Annotated in this window: 11 protein-coding genes and 2 pseudogenes; 8 read left to right on the forward strand and 5 right to left on the reverse strand. The window is 75.0% G+C overall.

Annotated elements, in window-relative coordinates:
• Window positions 1–104: 104 nt before the first annotated feature.
• Entirely contained in the window at window positions 105–3242 is a 3138-nt protein-coding gene (locus ACFZBX_RS04835; RefSeq protein WP_391531539.1) for a BTAD domain-containing putative transcriptional regulator, read from the forward strand.
• Between the two features lie 78 nt (window positions 3243–3320).
• Here ACFZBX_RS04835 and ACFZBX_RS04840 read toward each other — a convergent pair whose 3' ends face one another.
• The 4 genes from ACFZBX_RS04840 to ACFZBX_RS04855 form a co-directional block, all read right to left on the reverse strand.
• Complete coding sequence (locus ACFZBX_RS04840; RefSeq protein ID WP_391531540.1) at window positions 3321–4280, reverse strand: hypothetical protein; 960 nt, start codon at window positions 4278–4280, stop codon at window positions 3321–3323.
• The gene (locus ACFZBX_RS04845) at window positions 4277–4798 is read right to left on the reverse strand and encodes a SigE family RNA polymerase sigma factor (RefSeq protein ID WP_391531541.1); all 522 of its coding nucleotides are present in this window, start codon (window positions 4796–4798) and stop codon (window positions 4277–4279) included. Before ACFZBX_RS04845 ends, ACFZBX_RS04840 begins: the two co-directional genes overlap by 4 nt.
• Window positions 4799–4962: 164 nt before the next feature.
• Complete coding sequence (locus tag ACFZBX_RS04850; RefSeq protein ID WP_391531542.1) at window positions 4963–5619, reverse strand: FAD-binding protein; 657 nt, start codon at window positions 5617–5619, stop codon at window positions 4963–4965.
• Between the two features lie 97 nt (window positions 5620–5716).
• The gene (locus tag ACFZBX_RS04855; RefSeq protein WP_391531543.1) at window positions 5717–6100 is read right to left on the reverse strand and encodes a VOC family protein; all 384 of its coding nucleotides are present in this window, start codon (window positions 6098–6100) and stop codon (window positions 5717–5719) included.
• A 115-nt stretch (window positions 6101–6215) separates the two neighbouring features.
• Here ACFZBX_RS04855 and ACFZBX_RS04860 point away from each other — a divergent pair, with 115 nt between their 5' ends.
• The 6 genes and pseudogenes from ACFZBX_RS04860 (at window position 6216) to ACFZBX_RS04885 (ending at window position 12047) form a co-directional block, all read left to right on the forward strand.
• Window positions 6216–6905 carry a TetR/AcrR family transcriptional regulator gene (locus tag ACFZBX_RS04860; protein WP_391531544.1) on the forward strand — a complete coding sequence of 230 codons (690 nt, stop codon included), beginning with the start codon at window positions 6216–6218 and terminating at the stop codon, window positions 6903–6905.
• A gap of 57 nt (window positions 6906–6962) precedes the next feature.
• Window positions 6963–7397: a GNAT family N-acetyltransferase gene (locus ACFZBX_RS04865; RefSeq protein ID WP_391531545.1), complete on the forward strand. Its 435-nt coding sequence runs from the start codon at window positions 6963–6965 to the stop codon at window positions 7395–7397.
• Between the two features lie 309 nt (window positions 7398–7706).
• Window positions 7707–8033 (forward strand): annotated as a pseudogene (locus tag ACFZBX_RS04870) (AMP-binding protein); the annotation flags it as partial.
• Window positions 8034–8137: 104 nt separating this feature from the next.
• Window positions 8138–8593, forward strand: a complete 456-nt coding sequence (locus tag ACFZBX_RS04875) for an FAD-dependent monooxygenase (protein WP_391531777.1) — start codon at window positions 8138–8140, stop codon at window positions 8591–8593.
• The gene (locus ACFZBX_RS04880; RefSeq protein WP_391531546.1) at window positions 8590–10632 is read left to right on the forward strand and encodes an FAD/NAD(P)-binding protein; all 2043 of its coding nucleotides are present in this window, start codon (window positions 8590–8592) and stop codon (window positions 10630–10632) included. Before ACFZBX_RS04875 ends, ACFZBX_RS04880 begins: the two co-directional genes overlap by 4 nt.
• Window positions 10629–12047, forward strand: coding sequence for a lyase family protein (locus ACFZBX_RS04885; protein WP_391531547.1), 1419 nt, complete (start codon window positions 10629–10631; stop codon window positions 12045–12047). The genes ACFZBX_RS04880 and ACFZBX_RS04885 overlap by 4 nt, the downstream gene beginning before the upstream one ends.
• Before the next feature lie 64 nt (window positions 12048–12111).
• Here ACFZBX_RS04885 and ACFZBX_RS04890 read toward each other — a convergent pair.
• A pseudogene (locus ACFZBX_RS04890) lies at window positions 12112–12630 on the reverse strand (aldehyde dehydrogenase); the annotation flags it as partial.
• 501 nt (window positions 12631–13131) lie between these two features.
• On the opposite strand from ACFZBX_RS04890, the gene hrpA reads away from it, so the two are divergent.
• Window positions 13132–17124, forward strand: coding sequence for an ATP-dependent RNA helicase HrpA (gene hrpA / locus ACFZBX_RS04895; RefSeq protein ID WP_391531548.1), 3993 nt, complete (start codon window positions 13132–13134; stop codon window positions 17122–17124).
• Window positions 17125–17149 lie beyond the last annotated feature (25 nt).

The raw sequence follows: 17149 nt of genomic DNA on the forward strand, positions 1-17149 counted from the left end.
GGCTGAGCTTACACAAACGAAGAGATAACGATCCGGGTTCAGCCCCCCGCCCGGTGGTAACGTCCGCGTGGGGGCGAGACGTCACAACTGCTTTGGGGGGAGCGTTGGCTGACGACGTGTGGTTCGAGGTGCTCGGACCGGTACGGGTCAGACGGGGACAGAGCGCGGCGGACCTGGGACCGCCCCGGCAGCGGGCGGTCCTGGCCGTGCTGCTGCTCAACAGCGGGCGCCCGGTGCGCACCGAACGGATCGTCAGTCTGGTCTGGGGCGCCGAGGCGCCCGGACGGAGCGTCAACCTGGTGCAGAAGTACGTCTCCGGGCTGCGCCGGGCGCTCGCCGGACTGGCCACCCTGGCCTGGACGGACGCCGGGTACGTGCTCGCCGCGTCCGGCACGGTGGACGTCGAGCGGTTCGAGGAACTGCTCGCCGACGGGCGGACCCGGCGGACGACCGGCGACGCGGCGGGCGGCGCGGAGGCGTTCACCGAGGCGGTGGCGCTCTGGCGCGGGCCGCTCGCCCAGGGCGTGGACGGGCCGGGGATCGAGCCGCTGCGGCTGCGGCTGGCCGAGGCCCGGCTCGGCGCCCTGGAGGACCTCTTCGACCTGGAGCTGGAGCTGGGCCGGCTGGCCGGCCGGATCCCGGAGCTGCGCCGGCTGGCGGCCGAACACCCGTTGCGCGAACGGTTCCAGGCGCAACTGGTGCTGGCGCTGGCCCAGTCCGGACGGCAGGCGGAGGCGCTGGAGGTGTACGAGCGGGTCCGCCGGCTGCTCGCCGAGGAGCACGGCCTGGACCCGGGACCGCACCTGCGGGCCGCCCAGGAGCGGGTACTGCGGCTGGCCCCGGCGGAGCCCGCCGGGTCCGCTCCGGGCCCGGCCCCGCCCGCGGAGCCGCGGCGGGGGCCGGCCGCCGGTTCCGGACCGGGGCCGGCGCCCGCCCCGGAGCCCCGGCCGACCGCGCCGGACATTCCCAGACCGGCACAGCTCCCGCCCGGCCCCCGGGGTTTCACCGGACGCCGGGAGCACATCGACCGCCTCGCCGAGCTGCTGCGCCCCACCGACGGCACCCTGCCGCTGGTCTGCCTGGAGGGCACCGCCGGGGTCGGCAAGACCGCGCTCGCCCTGCACGTCGCCCACCGGGCCTCGGCACTGTTCCCGGACGGCCAGCTCTTCATCGACCTGCACGGCCACGGACGGGCCGCGCCGTGCGGCCCCGCCGAGGTCCTCGGCGGCTTCCTGCGGGCCCTCGGGGTGCCCGCCGAGCGGGTGCCGCAGGGGGTCAACGAGCGGATCGGCCTCTACCGCTCCCTGCTGGCCGGCCGCAGCGTGCTGGTGGTGCTGGACAACGCCCGGGACGCCGACCAGGTCCGGCCGCTGCTGCCGGGCGGCGGCGGCAGCGCCGTGCTGGTCACCAGCCGGCGCCGGCTGGTCAGCCTGACCGTCCGGGAGGGCGCGCACCGGCTGGTCGTACCGGTGCTGCCCGCCGCCGAGGCGCGCCGGCTGGTCGACGCGCTGCTCCACCCCGGGCAGGGCGACGACACGGCCGCCGTGGACGAGATCGTCCGGCTCTGCGCCGGGCTGCCGCTGGCCCTGCGGATCGTCGCCGCCAACGCCGCCTACCGCTCCGACGTGCCGCTCGGCCGGATCGCCCGGGAGCTGGCCGTCGACCGGGTGGCCGCGCTCTCCATCCCGGACGAGGCGCAGACCGCGCTGGCCGGTTCGCTCGGCCTCTCCTACGACCTGCTCCGCCCCGATGTGCGCAGCTTCTTCTGCCTGCTCGGACTCGTCCCCGGACCGGACTTCACGGTGGCCGCGGCCGCCACGATGACCGGCTCGACGGCGGCCACGGCCGGCCGGCAGCTGCGCGAGCTGGAGGTCGCCAACCTGCTGGAGCGGGTGGACGACCGCTACCGCTTCCCGCACGAGCTGCTCCAGTTGTTCGCCCACGAGCACGCCCACCAGCGGCTGACGGCCGTCGAACGGACCGCCGCGCTGGGCCGGCTGTTCGGCTGGTACGTGGCGACCGCCGCGGCGGCGGGCGCCGGCGGCCCCGCCCCGCGCCGCAGCGTCGACCAGGCGGGCGTGGTCACCCCGGACCCGGGTTGCGCCTCCCGGGAGGAGGACGGTGCGGACCTGCGCGCGGAGTTCGTCAACCTGACCGCCGCCGTCCGCTACGCCGCCGAGTCCGGACCGCTCCCGGTCGCCTGGCAACTCGCCGACGCGCTACGGGGGTTCTGCAAGCAGCACGCCCTGCTGGCCGAGTGGTGCCGGCTGGCCGAGTCCGGTCTGGCCGCCGCCCGGCGGGCCGGGGACCGCGGCGCCGAGGCGGTCATGCTGCTCAACCTCAGCGACGCCAAGCACAACTCCGCCCTGGTCGCGGACGGTGAGGGCTACGCCCGGCTGGCGCTGGCGCTCGGCCGGGAACTCGGCCGGCCGCAGATCGAGGCGGCGGCGCTCGACCAGCTCGGCCGCGCCGCCTGGATCCGCGGCACCCTGGCCGAGGCCCGGACGCTGCTCACCGCGGCCGTCGGGCTGCACACCCGCAACGGCGACCCGATCGGCCTGGCCGTCTCGCTCGCCGCGCTCGCCCGGACCGAGTTCGACTCGGGCAACCGCCCCGAGGCCTACCGCCACTACACCCGCTGCCTGCGGCTGGCCCGCACCAGCCGCTCGGAGGCCCTGGAGACCATGGCCCTGGTCGAACTCGGCATGGCGCACGCCGCGTTGGGCCGGCCGGGGAACGCCCTCCAGTCGCTGCGGGCGGCGCTGTCGCTCGGCCGCACCGGTAACCACCGGCGGGCCGAGGCGCTGGTGCTGGCGATCCTCAGCGTGCTGCACGCCGAGGCCGGGCGGGCCGAGGAGGCCCACACCTCGGCGCGCGAGGCCCTGCACGCGGCCGAGGCGCACGGCGACCGCTGGACCGAGGCCGAGTGCCTCAACGCCACCGGCGCCGCCGCGCTGGCCGTCGACTGCCCGGCCACCGCCGCCGCCAGGTACGGCGCCGCGCTCACCCTGGCCGGCCGGCTCGGCTACCGGCGGGCCGAGCTGCACGCGCTGGTCGGGCTCGCCGAAGCGGCCCTCCAGCAGGGCGAGTCCGGCCGGGCCGCCGACTTCGCCGACCGGGCCCACGCCTCGGCCTCCGCGCTCGGCTACCTGCCGCTCGCGCTCACCGCCCAGCACATCCGGCGCCGGCTGCCGCCCGCCCCGGACCGCACGCCCCGGCCGAGTTCGCTCGGCGTGCACTGACGCAGGACGGCCGCTGCCGCGGGCTTCCCGGCCCGTGGCACCGGCGGGCCGCCGACCCCGTCAACCGCGCCAACCCCGTCAGCTGTCCAGCCACTTCGCGTCGGTGGCGATCAGCGAGCCGTCGGCGGCGTAGAGCCGGAGCTCGGCCGGGATGCCGCGCTTGGTGACGGCGATCCAGCGGGCCTCGGAGTCGCCGAAGGAGAGCACTCCGGGCTCGGCGGTGACGCCGTCGCTCCACCGCACCTCGGCGCGGGCGACGTCCGGACCGACCAGGCCGGCCTGGGCCTTGGGAACGAGGAACAGCGGGTCGGCCTCGCCGTTCTTGGCCTGGCGGCCCAGCCAGACCTTGGGGAACCGCTCGTCCGGGGCGTCGACGAAGCCCGGCGCGGAGCCCGGCGGTGTGAGCAGGGCCTGCGCCGGAGTCGCCAGCCGCGTGCCGTCCAGGGAGTAGTAGAAGACCACGCGGTCCGCGTCCGGGCGCCCGTCCCGGTCGATGGAGTCCTTGGTCGGCGCCGGCCAGGTGTAGCCGGCGGAGGCGTCCTCCGCCCAGATCAGCCGGGCCTGTTCGTGCATCCGCTCCTTGCCCGGGGCCGGCCACAGGGCCGCCCAGACGCTCCACGGCCGGCCGTTCACGGTGCCCGCGAGCACCTGGGTCCGGACCGGGTCCAAGGGGTCGCGGGGGTCCTTCGGGACCGGGGCGGCGCCCGGGACCGGGGCGGCACCCGGCACCGGGGCGGCACCCGGGACCAGGACGGCGGAGGCGCCGGCGGCGGAGACCACGAGCACCGTGGCGCCGTCCGTCGATGCTCCCGCCCCGCCGTTCACCGCCGCGACCCCGCCCAGCGCGGCGACCAGGGCCAGCGCCATCGCGCCGCCCAGCGACGCCCGCCGCCGCACCACCCGCCGCCGCCCGCCGGCCAGCACGGCCGCGTACGGCGCCGGGCCGGCCTCCATCGTGCGGGCCAGCCCGGCCAGCGCCAGCGCCACCTCCGCGCCGTCCTCGACCGCCGTGTCCGCGGGCGTACCGTCGTGGTTCATGCCGCACCTCCGATGCTCGTCATGCCGATGAGTGAGGAGAGTCCGCGCAGCTTGGCGACGCCCTTCGAGGCCTGGCTCTTGACCGTGCCCACCGAGCAGCCCATCGCGGCGGCGGCCTGGGACTCGCTCAGGTCCTCCCAGTACCGCAGCACCACCGCCTGGCGCTGTCCGGGCGGCAGCGTGCCGAGCGCCTCCAGCAGCGCGGCCCGGTCGTCCAGCCGCTCGAAGCCGTCCGGTCCGGAGCGATCCGGCACGGCGGTGACCAGCTGCTCCCGCACCCGGCGCCGGAAGCGGCGGGCGTGCTCGTTCACCACGATCCGGCGCACATAGGCGTACGGCTCGTCGGCCCTGGTGACCCGCCCCCAGGCGACGTAGGTCCGTTCCAGCGCGGTCTGCACCACGTCCTCCGCCAGATAGCGGTCCCCGGTCAGCAGGAACGCCGTGCGCAGCAGACGTGGCCAGGCACCGGTCACGAACGCGTTGAACTCCGCGTCCCGCTCGGCCTTCTTGGCTCCCATGAGCACCTCCTCGCCCCCTCAGAGCCCGCGGCGGGCGCGGACCGTTGCCGGGAACGCCGGCGACCGGCCCGGACGGACCGGCCGAACGGGCAGGCGGGCAGGCGGGCAGGCGGGCAGAGCGGGCGGGGCCGGACCGAGCGGGCGGGGCGGGCGGCCGGGGGCCCTCAGGAGGCGGGCGGGATGTTGAAGTTGAGCCGGAACAGGTTACCCGGGTCGTACACCGCCTTGAGCCCGGTCAGCCGCCGGTGGAGCGGCTCCGGGTAGGCGGTGCGCACGGTGGCCGGGCCGGCGTCGTCCAACCCGAGGAAGTTGGCGAACGTCCCGCCGGTGGCCCACGGCCGCAGCCGCTCGTGCAGGGCCGAGTGCGCGGCGCGCAGCGCGTCGAGGCCGACCGGGCCGATCATCGCGGTGGAGAAGGCCAGGTACCCGGCGTCCCGGCCGCCGACCGCTCCGACGTCCGGGTTGGAGCCGCTGAGCGGGGCGAGGCCGTGCGGCGCGGCGGCGGCGAGCACGTCGCGCCGGCGGACGCCGGCCCGGACGGTGGCGGTGCGGGCGGCCGGGTCGACGGTGACGCCGTCCAGGCCGGAGGTGTCGATCACCAACTGGCCGTCGGTGGGGACGGAGACGCCGTGGCCGGTGGCCCGGACGGCGACGGCCAGGCCGTGCGCGGCGGCGTACCGGACGGCGGCGGCCACGTCCGCCCGGTCGGCGGCGGCCACCACCAGGGCCGGGCGGTGGTCCAACGCGAGGTTGTAGCCGGTCCGTCGGGCGTCGTAGTCGGCGTCTCCCGGCCGGTGCACCGGCCCCTTGGTCTCGATCACGCCGGGAGGCCAACCCGCCCGGGGGCGGATCGATCCCGTCCACGTCCGCTCTCTGCCAGGTTGCACCGCAGCGGAGTTGACGTACCGTCGGATGTTTTCACCGGCTGTCGCCGGAGGCCCGGGTCATGATCTCCAGATTGTGGCCGCTCGGGTCCTCGAAGTAGGCGCCGCGGCCGCCGAACCAGTCGTTGACCCGGTCGGGGTGGCGGTGGAAGGGGTCCGCCCAGTAGGTGAGTCCGCGCTCCCGGACCCGGCCGAGGATGGCGTCGAACTCCTCGTCGCCGACCAGGAAGGCGTAGTGCCCGGTGGGAACCGGGCCGTCGGTCCGCATCACGTCCAGGCAGACGTCATTGGCGAGCCGGACGACCAGGAAGGGTTCGCTGCGGACCGGGGCGGCGAGGCCGAGGACCTCGGCGAGGAAGCCGGCGGTCTCCTCCTCGTCGCGCGCCGGAACGATCGTGTGGTTCAGCTGAACGGCCATGGAACGCTTCCCTCCTGGGGCTTCCGGACGTCTCCCGAGCGTAGGACCTCAAGTCCGCTTCAGGGCAAGCCTGTCGTAAACTACACGATGTAGTGCACCGCAAGGAGGGTTTCCCGTGACCGACCAGACCACCCCGGAGGCCGCGGCCGCCCCCGAGACCCCGGCCGCCGGCCGGGGCACCGTCCAGCGCGGCATGCCGGAGAAGCGGGTGGCGATCGCCCGCGCCGCCCGCACGGTGTTCGGACGCGAGGGGTTCACCCGCACCAGCGTGGACGCCATCGCCGCCGAGGCCGGCGTCTCCAAGCGGACCATCTACAACCACTTCGCCGACAAGGAGCGGCTGTTCCAGTCGGTGGTCCTGGAGGGCGCCACCGCGGTGGCCGCCACCCAGGCCAGGATCGCCGACCGCCATCTGCGCAAGATCGTCGACCTGCGCACCGACCTCGTCGACTTCGGTCTTGAGCGGGTCGACTCGCTCACCACCTTCGCCGAGCACTGGGCGCTGGTGCGCACCATCGAGGCCGAGGCGCTGCACATCAGCCCGGCACTCCTGGAGGCCTGGCAGGAGGCCGGACCGCGGGAGACCCACCGGGTGCTGACGCACTGGATGACCGACTTCGCCGAGCGCGGGCTGCTGGTGGTGCCGGACCCGGCGGAGGCCGCCCGGATGCTCAACCTGCTGACCTTCCTCGCCGTCGCCCAGCCCACCTTCTACGGCGCCCTGCCGATGCCGGCCGAGCGGATCGCCGAACTCGTCGCCAACGGGGTGACGGCCTTCCTCGCCGTGTACGGCGCCGGGCGGTAGCCTCTGGCCCTGCCCTTCAGCACCTTCAGTCGCCACGCTCCGCAGGGGGAACGGACCATGGAACTGACCGTCGTCGACGTCGGACCGGACACGCCCGCGCTGCACCGGGACGTCGCCCCGCTGATCCGGGCGCTGCGCCCGGCGCTCGGGGCGGACGGCTTCGCCGCCTTCGCCGCCGAGGCGCACGCCCAGGGGCTGGTCTTCACGGCCGCCTACGACGACCTGGGGCGCTGCCTGGCGGTGGCCACCCACCGGGTGCTGGCCACCAGCCGGGGGCGGCTGCTCTTCGTCGAGGACCTGGTGACCGCTCCCCCGGCCCGTTCGGCGGGGATCGGCGGGCGGCTCTTCGCGGTGCTCCGGGAGCGGGCCCGGGCGGCGGGCTGCGTCCGGATCGAACTGGACTCGGGGACGGCCAACCACGGCGCGCACCGCTTCTACCACGCGCACCGGATGGCGGTCACCGCCCTGCACTTCGGCCTGGAACTGAAGTAGCGCGACGCTGATCCGTCAGGTCCACGCCCGGACTTGACGGACCCGCCGGCACGGCTTTGACCCTCCCGCGCGCCGCCGCCCAGGATTCCGGGCATGGGAGACAGGGGATCCGCGGCATCACCGCCGGGATGGACGAGGACGCCCGGCGCCGCTTCCTCGCCGAGTGGGGCGGGAAGGTCGCGGCCGACCTCGGGGTGACCCTGGAGCAGATCAAGCAGGTCGTCGAGAAGAGCCGAACCAGCCCCCCGAACCCCCCTCGCACATCCGGAAAGCACAGCGACCCGCGACCCCACCGAGAGGGCGGACACGGTGCTCCTTCAGCGCATGTCCAACCGGGGAATCCGACTGGGCACGCTCTTCGAGCGGGCCGCCGTGCGGAACGGCGCGAACGTGGTGATCCTCGACCACGACCTCGACATCGCCCCCGAGCTGGGCCGGCGGTCCACCGTCGCCGAGCTCGCCGACCTGGTCGACGACCACGCCGCCCGGCTGTGGGCGGCCGGGGTCCGCCCCGGCCGCCGGGTGGTGGTCCACAAGTCGAACAGCTTCGACATCACCCTGCTCTCCTGCGCCGCCGCCCGGATCGGCGCCGTCCCGGTGCTGCTCTCGCCCCGGCTGGACGGCGCGACCGTCGCCGGCGGGACGTTCCTCAACCTGGCCGCCTCCCGCGACAACGGCGCCACCGAGGCGCTCGCGGACGTCCCCGTCACCGGGGGGCCGTCGCGCAGCAACTGGCGGGCCTGACCGCGCCGGACGCCCGGCGGCTGCTGGCGCTCGGCACGGGCTGGCGCTCCTGGGTGCTGGTGGACCGCGAGCCGGTCCAGCGGTGGACCGACGGCCGGGTGGTGCTGCTCGGCGACGCCGCGCACCCGATGCTGCACTACGCCGCGCAGGGCGCCTGCCAGGCGCTGGAGGACGCGGTGCTGCTGGGCGAACTGGCCGACGGCACCGGCGCGCTCGCGGCGGTCTTCGGCTCGTTCGCCGCCGAACGGCGCGCCCGCACCGCGGCCGTGCAGCGCGCGGCCCGGGAGTCGATCAGGCTCTGGCACCCGGCGGGCGGGGCCGCCGAGGCCCGCAACCGGCTGCTCCGCGGGCTCTCCGAGGACGGGCTGCACGAGCGAGTGGCCTGGATGCACGGTGTCAAGACCTTTTCATCATCAGATCATCACAACTACGATACCGAGCCGTGGGCATGATCGATCGTCATCTCCAGATCTGTGTCATCGGCGCAGGTCCGCGCGGCCTCTCGGTACTGGAACGGCTCTGCGCCAACGAACGAAGCAGGCCCGCCGGGGCCTCCGTCACCGTGCACCTGGTGGACCCGGCACCCCCCGGGGCCGGCCGGGTCTGGCGCACCGACCAGTCCCGGCACCTCCTGATGAACACGGTGGCCTCGCAGATCACCGTGTACACCGACGACAGCGTACGGATCGAGGGCCCGGTCGAACCCGGCCCGAGCCTGTACGAATGGGCCGGAGCACTTGCCCAGGAGGGCAGCTCGCCCGACCGTCCGGCCCGCCACGACGACCAGACCCGGGCCGAGGCGGCCGACATCGGCCCGAACACCTACCCGACCCGGGCCTTCTACGGGCAGTACCTGCACGACGCCTTCCTGGCCGTGGTCGCCGCCGCCCCGCCCACCGTCACCGTCCGGGTGCACCGCTCCCGGGCGGTCGCGATGGCCGACGCGCACGGCTTCCCCGGCGGCCCGCAGGGCGTCCGGCTGGAGGACGGCACCCGGCTGAACCGGCTGGACGCCGTCGTGCTCGCCCAGGGCCACGTCCCCGCCCGGCTCACCCCGCGCGAGGCGCGCACCGCCAGCCTGGCCCGGATCCACCACCTCGACTACATCACCCCCGCCAACCCCGCCGACGTCCACGTCACCACCAGACCCGGTCAGAACGTCCTGCTGCGCGGCCTCGGCCTCAACTTCTTCGACCACATGGCGCTGTTCACGCTCGGCCGGGGCGGCCACTTCGAGCGGGTGGACGGCGCCCTGGTCTACCGCCCCTCCGGCACCGAGCCGAGGCTCTACGCCACCTCCCGGCGCGGCGTGCCGTACCACGCGCGCGGCGAGAACGAGAAGGGCGCCTACGGACGCCACCTGCCGCGGCTGCTCACCGCCGAGGTGGTCGCCGCGCTGCGCGAACGCGCCCGCCGGGGCGAGCCGGTGCGCTTCGCCACCGACCTCTGGCCGCTGGTCTCCCGCGAGGTGGAGGCCGTCTACTACGGCGCGCTGCTCACCGCCAAGGCCCGCGGCGCCGAACGCGCGGCCTTCACCGACCGGTTCCTGACCGCCGCCGACCCGGCCGCGGTGCTCGACGCGTACGGCCTCCCGCCGGCCGAGCGGTGGAGCTGGGAGCGGCTCTCCCGCCCGTACGCCGGACGTGGGTTCACCGACCGCGCGGACTTCCGCGACTGGCTGCTCGGCCATCTGCGCCAGGACGTCGCCGAGGCCCGGGCCGGCAACCTCAGCGGCCCGCTGAAGGCCGCCCTGGACGTGCTGCGCGACCTGCGCAACGAGATCCGGCTCGCGGTCGACCACGGCGGCATCGAGGGCGCCTCCTACCGGGACGACCTCGACGGCTGGTACACCCCGCTGAACGCCTTCCTGTCCATCGGCCCGCCGGCCGAGCGGATCGAGCAGCTGATCGCGCTGATCGAGGCCGGCGTGCTGGAACTCCTCGGCCCCGGCACCGAGATCAGGATCGACCCGGTCGACCCGGCCTTCACCGCGCACTCCACCACCGTCCCCGGCCCGCCGGTGCGGGCCTCGGTGCTGGTCGAGGCCCGGCTGCCCGAGCCCGACCTGCGCCGCACCGACGACCCGCTGCTGCGTCACCTGCTGGACACCGAGCAGTGCGCCCCCTACCGCATCCCCGGCGGGCCCGGCGGCGGCCACCAGAGCGGCGGCCTCGCCGTCACCGAGCGGCCCTACCGGCTGCTGGACGCCCGCGGCCGGGCGCACCCGCGCCGCTTCGCGTACGGCGTGCCCACCGAGTCCGTGCACTGGGTGACCGCCGCCGGCATCCGTCCCGGCGTCGACTCGGTGACCCTGGGCGACTCCGACGCCATCGCCCGCGCGGTGCTGGCGCTCTCCCCCGCCCCCGAGCGGCCCGCCGCCGGCCCGTCGCGCACCGACGGCACCGACGGCGGCGCCGGCGGCGCCGGGACGTTCACCGTGGGCGGGACCGACGAGACGGACGAGACCGAACCGAGAGGCGTCGTCGTATGACCGACCAGCACCCCGCCGCCCCGACCCCGGCGGACACCGACTCCGGACTGCTCTCGCCCGTCCGGGCCGGCACCCCGGTGGAGGCGGCCGTGGCCGACCACGCCTGGCTGCAGGCCATGCTGGACGCCGAGGCCGCGCTGGCCCGCGCCCAGGCCGGGCTCGGCACGGTGCCCCCCGCCGCGGCCGCCGCGATCACCCGGGCCGCCCGCGCCGAGCACTTCGACGTCCGCGCCCTCGCACTGGCCTCCCGGGAGACCGCCAACCCGGTGGTCGGCCTGGTCCAGGCGCTGGCCCGGGTGGTGGCCGCCGAGGACCCGGCCGCCGCCGAGTACGTGCACCGCGGCTCGACCAGCCAGGACATCCTGGACACCGGCGCGATGCTGGTCGCCGCCCGGGCCCTGACGCTGGTCCGTGCCGACCTGGACCGCACCGCCCGCGCGCTCGCCGCCCTGGCCGCCGGCCACCGGGACACCGTGCTGGCCGGACGCACCCTGGCCCTCCAGGCGGTGCCCACCACCTTCGGCCTCAAGGCGGCGGGCTGGCGGCAGCTGGTGCTGGACGCCGACCGCCGGCTCGCCGCCGTACTGGCCGACGGCCTGCCGGTCTCGCTCGGCGGCGCCGCCGGCACCCTGGCCGGCTACCTGGAGTACGCCCGGCTGGACGGCCCGGACCCGGACGTCGAGGCCAGCGGCTACCTGGACCGGCTGGTGGAAGCCTTCGCGGCGGAGACCGGCCTGGCCCGCCCCGCGCTGCCCTGGCACGCGCTGCGCACCCCGATGGCCGACCTGGCCGCCGCGCTGGCCTTCACCGCCGGGGCGCTCGGCAAGATCGCGGTGGACGTGCAGTCGCTGACCCGCACCGAGGTCGGCGAGGTGGTCGAGCCAGCCGTCACCGGGCGCGGCGCCTCCTCGGCGATGCCGCACAAGCGCAACCCGGTGCTCTCCACCCTGCTGCGCAGCGCCGCGCTCCAGGTGCCGGTGCTGGCCGCCGGGCTGACCCAGTGCCTGGTCACCGAGGACGAGCGCTCCGGCGGCGCCTGGCACGCCGAGTGGCTGCTGCTGCGCGAGTGCCTGCGGCTGGCCGGCGGCGCCGCGCACACCTCGGTGGAGCTGGCCGAGGGCCTGCTGGTGCGCCCGGAGCGGATGCGGGCCAACCTGGAGCTCACCGGCGGGCAGCTGGTCTCCGAGCGGATCGCCGCCCGGCTGGCGCCCAAGCTGGGCAAGGCGGTGGCCAAGCAGCTGCTCACCGAGGTCTCGCTGACCGCCGACCGCGAGGGCCGGCCGCTGGCCGAGGTGCTCGGCGAACAGGTGGAGCTGGCCGGGCACTTCACCCCGGCCGAGATCGCCGGGCTGTGCGACCCGGCCGGGTACACGGGCGCCGCCGGCGCGCTGGTGGACCGCGCGCTGCGGGACTGAACGCTGCGGGACTGAACGCCGTCGGGATCCCGGGGCCCGGGATCCCGACGCTGCCGCGCCCGGCTCAGCGGATGACCGTCTTGGTCCGCATCAGGAACTCCCCGAGGCAGCCGTCGTGCGGCACCCCCGGCCGGATCCGGTACGTCGGGTGGTCGCCCCGGTAGACGTTGGCGATGGTCGGCTCGCGCAGCAGCCGGTCGAACAGCGCGTCGTCCCCGGTGAGCGCGGTCAGCACCAGCGAGTTCCGCAGCGGCGCGACCCCGGCCTGCGGGCTCCACGGCGCCACCCAGACGCACGGGAAGGCGAGTTCGATCCCGGCCTGCTCGGCGTCCGGCCGGTCCAGCTGGTGCACGGCCGGGCGCAGCACCGCGCTGCCGTCGCCGGGTTCGGCCACCACGCCGTCCCCGCCGAGCCAGGCCCGGGTGCCGGCCGCGCGGCGCAGCAGGTGGGCCTCGACCGCCCGGGCCTCGGCGACCGGCCGGACGGCGAGCACCGCCTTCTCGTCCTCCGGCGGCAGGGTGGGCAGCGCGGCCGGCCGTTCGGCGATCGCCGCCGCCAGCGGCGCCGGGTCGCCCTCGACCATCGTCAAGGGCAACCGGCCGACCGAGGGCGCGCTGCGCCACATCCACCTCAACCTGCGCGCCGACATCCGCCCGCTGCTGCCCCGGATCACCGCCCGCACCCTGGTGATCGGCTGCACCCGGGACGCCACCGTCCCGGTCGGCCGCACCCGCGAGCTCGCCGACTCGATCACCGGCAGCACCTACGCGGAGATCGACAGCGGCCACGTCGTCGTCTTACGAGCAGGCCGAGGCCTGGGCCCGGCTGGTCCGCGACTTCATCCTCCGGGAGGACTGAGCCCCGGCCGGCACCGCTTCCGCGCCCCGGGTGACGGCATCCCCGCCCGGGGCGCGGGCGCCACGCCGCCGTCCCTCACGCACGGCGACCGCCCGTCGGCGGACGGTGCCGGCGACGCCCCGGGCCGAGGTTGGCAGCGGACGGGCGTCCCCTGTGACACTGGAGGCGCTCGAAAACCGAGGTGCGCTCCGCCGCATCTCCTTGCGAACCTAGAGGGATGCCCGCCGTGAGTTCTCCCGCAGTCCAGTCCGCCGCCGAGTCCCCCCGGAGCGAGGGGCCCGGCATCGGCGAGCTGGCCGCGCGCCTGCCCGAACTGACCCTGCGCGACCAGGTGCGGATCGGCCGCCGGCTGGACGGCGCGCGCCGGGTCCGCAAGCCCGACGCCCGCGCGAAGATCGCCGCCGAGATCGCCTCCGACATCGCCAGGGCCGAGCTGCTGGTCGAGCGCCGCCGCGCCGCGGTGCCGGCCATCGACTATCCCGCCGAGCTGCCGGTCAGCCAGAAGAAGGACGAGATCCTCGAAGCCGTCCGCGACCACCAGGTGGTGATCGTGGCGGGCGAGACCGGCTCCGGCAAGACCACCCAGATCCCGAAGATCTGCCTGGAGCTGGGCCGCGGCGTGCGCGGCCTGGTCGGCCACACCCAGCCGCGCCGGATCGCCGCCCGCACGGTGGCCGAGCGGGTCGCCGAGGAGCTGCGCAGCCCGCTCGGCGAGGCGGTCGGCTGGAAGGTCAGGTTCACCGACCAGGTCGGCCCGGACACCCTGGTCAAGCTGATGACCGACGGCATCCTGCTCGCCGAGATCCAGACCGACCGCGAGCTGCGCCAGTACGACACCCTGATCATCGACGAGGCCCACGAGCGCAGCCTCAACATCGACTTCCTGCTCGGCTACCTCAAGCAGCTGCTGCCCCGCCGCCCCGACCTCAAGGTGATCATCACCTCGGCGACCATCGACCCGGAGCGCTTCTCCCGGCACTTCGAGGACGCCCCGATCGTCGAGGTCTCCGGCCGCACCTACCCGGTCGAGGTCCGCTACCGCCCGATCGTCGACGAGAACGACGAGGACGGCGACGGCGACGAGGCGGACCGCGACCGCGACCAGATCCAGGCGATCTGCGACGCCGCCGAGGAGCTCCAGGCCGAGGGCCCGGGCGACATCCTGGTCTTCCTCTCCGGCGAGCGCGAGATCCGCGACACCGCCGACGCGCTGGCCAAGCTGAAGCTGAAGAGCACCGAGATCCTGCCGCTGTACGCCCGGCTGAGCTCCGCCGAGCAGCACAGGGTCTTCCAGCGCTCCGGCTCCCGCCGGATCGTGCTGGCCACCAACGTCGCCGAGACCAGCCTCACCGTCCCCGGCATCAAGTACGTGATCGACCCGGGTACCGCCCGGATCTCCCGCTACAGCCACCGCACCAAGGTCCAGCGGCTGCCGATCGAGGCGGTCAGCCAGGCCAGCGCCAACCAGCGCAAGGGCCGCTGCGGCCGGACCTCGGACGGCATCTGCATCCGGCTCTACTCGGAGGAGGACTTCCTCTCCCGCCCCGAGTTCACCGACGCCGAGATCCTGCGCACCAACCTGGCCTCGGTCATCCTCCAGATGACCGCCGCGGGCCTCGGCGACATCGCCGCCTTCCCGTTCCTGGACCCGCCGGACTCCCGCAACATCAAGGACGGCATCAGCCTGCTGCACGAGCTGGGCGCGCTCGACCCGGACGAGAAGGACGTCCGCAAGCGGCTCACCCCGCTCGGCCGCAAGCTGTCCCAGCTCCCGGTGGACCCCCGGATGGCCCGGATGGTGCTGGAGGCGGACCGGAACGGCTGCGTGCGCGACGTCATGGTGATCGCCGCCGCGCTCTCCATCCAGGACCCGCGCGAGCGCCCCGCCGAGAAGCGCCAGGCCGCCGACGAACGGCACCGCCGGTTCGGCTCGGAGACCTCCGACTTCCTCTCCTTCCTGTCCATGTGGCGCTATGTGCGCGAGCAGCAGCGCGAGCTCTCCTCCTCCGCGTTCCGCCGGATGTGCAAGGCCGAGTTCCTCAACTACCTGCGGATACGGGAGTGGCAGGACATCTACTCCCAGCTGCGCACGGTCGCCAAGCAGCTCGGCGTCACCATCGAGGAGGCGCGCGACGACGCCGAGCCGGACGCCGACCGGATCCACCAGTCGCTGCTGGCCGGCCTGCTCTCCCACATCGGCCTGTACGACGTGGAGAAGCGCGAGTACGGCGGCGCGCGCGGCGCCCGGTTCGCGGTCTTCCCCGGCTCGGGCCTGTTCAAGAAGCCGCCGCGCTGGGTGATGTCCGCCGAGCTGGTGGAGACCTCCCGGCTCTGGGCCCGGATCAACGCGAAGATCGAACCGGAGTGGGTCGAGCCGCTGGCCGGCCACCTGGTGAAGCGCGGTTACAGCGAGCCGCACTGGGAGAAGAAGGCCGGGGCCGTCATGGCCTTCGAGAAGGTCACCCTCTACGGGGTGCCGGTGGTCGCGCAGCGCAAGGTCAACTACGGCCGGATCGACCCCGAGCTCTGTCGCGAGCTGTTCATCCGCAACGCCCTGGTCGAGGGCGACTGGGAGACCCACCACCGCTTCTTCGCCGAGAACCGCAAGCTGCTCAGCGAGGTCGAGGAGCTGGAGAACCGGGCCCGCCGCCGGGACATCCTGGTCGACGACCAGACCCTGTTCGACTTCTACGACGGCCGGCTGCCCGACGACATCGTCTCCACCCGGCACTTCGACTCCTGGTGGAAGCAGGCCCGCCGGGAGCAGCCCGACCTGCTCGGCTTCGAGAAGTCGATGCTGATCAACGACGCCGCCGACGGCGTCACCGAGGCCGACTACCCGGACTACTGGCAGCAGGGCGCCCTCCGGTTCAAGCTCACGTACCAGTTCGAGCCGGGCAGCGACGCGGACGGCGTGACCGTGCACATCCCGCTGCCGGTGCTCAACCAGGTCACCGCGGAGGGCTTCGACTGGCAGATCCCGGGCCTGCGCGAGGAGCTGGTCACCGCCTGGATCAAGGCGCTGCCGAAGGCGGTGCGGCGCAACTTCGTGCCCGCCCCGGACTACGCCCGCGCCGCGCTGCGCGAGCTGAGGAACCACCAGGAGCGCCAGGAACCCCTGCTTCCGGCCCTGGAGCACGCCCTGAAGCGGCTGACGGCCGTCACGGTGCCCCCGGAGGCCTGGGACGAGGAACGGGTCCCCGAGCACCTCAAGGTGACCTTCCGGGTGGTGGACGGGCGCAAGAGGCTCGCCGAGTCCAAGGACCTGGAGGAGCTGCGGCAGCGCCTCAACCCGAAGCTGAAGGAGACGCTCTCCTCGGCCGCCTCCGGCCGGGGCATCGAGCGCTCCGGGCTGACCGCCTGGCCGGAGGGCCTGCCGGTGCTGCAGCGCACCTTCGAGCAGCGCTCCCGGGGCCACTCGCTGCGCGCCTACCCGGCGCTGGTGGACGAGCGGGAGACGGTCGGCATCCGGCTGTTCGACACCCCGGAGGCGCAGCAGCAGGCGATGTGGGAGGGCACCCGGCGGCTGCTGGTGCTCTCCACCAACTCGCCCGCCAAGTCGATCCAGGGCCGGCTGGGCAACCAGGCCAAGCTCGCGCTGTCGTACAACCCGCACGGCTCCGTCCCGGCGCTGTTCGAGGACGTGGTGGCCTGCGCCGCGGACCGGCTGATGACCCTGGCCGGCGGGCCGGCCTGGGACGAGGCGGCGTTCGGCGTGCTGCGCGACAAGGTCCGGGCCGATCTGTACGACCTGTCGGCGGACACCACGCTGAAGACCGCCACCGCGCTGATCGCCTTCCACAAGGCCTCGACCCGGCTGAAGTCGGTGAGCAGCCCGGTGCTGCTGAACGCGGTGAACGACGTCCGGCTGCACCTGGCCTCGCTGGTGCACCCCGGCTTCGTCACCGAGACCGGCTGGCAGCGGCTGCCCGACCTCAAGCGCTACCTGCTGGCGGTGGACCGCCGGCTGGAGGCGCTGCCCAACCACCCGCAGCGGGACGCCCAGCAGCTGCTGAAGGTGCAGCAGGTCCAGCAGGCCTACGGGGAGCTGCTGGCGGCCGTGCCGGCCGGGCGGGAGCCGTCCCCGGAGGTTCGGGCGATCCGCTGGATGATCGAGGAGCTGCGGGTGAGCTTCTTCGCGCAGTCGCTGGGCACGCCCTCGCCGGTCTCGGAGAAGCGGATCACCAAGGCGATGGAGGCGGCCAGGGCCACGCTCTGAGCTGCGGTGGGGCCCCTCGGGAGCC

Origin of the sequence: Kitasatospora sp. NPDC008115, assembly GCF_042957205.1 — a bacterium.
Lineage (GTDB): Bacteria > Actinomycetota > Actinomycetes > Streptomycetales > Streptomycetaceae > Kitasatospora.

Bases quoted from the DNA above. Each gene is read 5' to 3' on its own strand.
- ACFZBX_RS04840 (WP_391531540.1), bottom strand. From the start codon at position 4,280: ATGAACCACGACGGTACGCCCGCGGACACGGCGGTCGAGGACGGCGCG.
- ACFZBX_RS04845 (WP_391531541.1), bottom strand. From the start codon at position 4,798: ATGGGAGCCAAGAAGGCCGAGCGGGACGCGGAGTTCAACGCGTTCGTG.
- ACFZBX_RS04855 (WP_391531543.1), bottom strand. From the start codon at position 6,100: ATGGCCGTTCAGCTGAACCACACGATCGTTCCGGCGCGCGACGAGGAG.
- ACFZBX_RS04865 (WP_391531545.1), top strand. From the start codon at position 6,963: ATGGAACTGACCGTCGTCGACGTCGGACCGGACACGCCCGCGCTGCAC.
- ACFZBX_RS04880 (WP_391531546.1), top strand. From the start codon at position 8,590: ATGATCGATCGTCATCTCCAGATCTGTGTCATCGGCGCAGGTCCGCGC.
- ACFZBX_RS04885 (WP_391531547.1), top strand. From the start codon at position 10,629: ATGACCGACCAGCACCCCGCCGCCCCGACCCCGGCGGACACCGACTCC.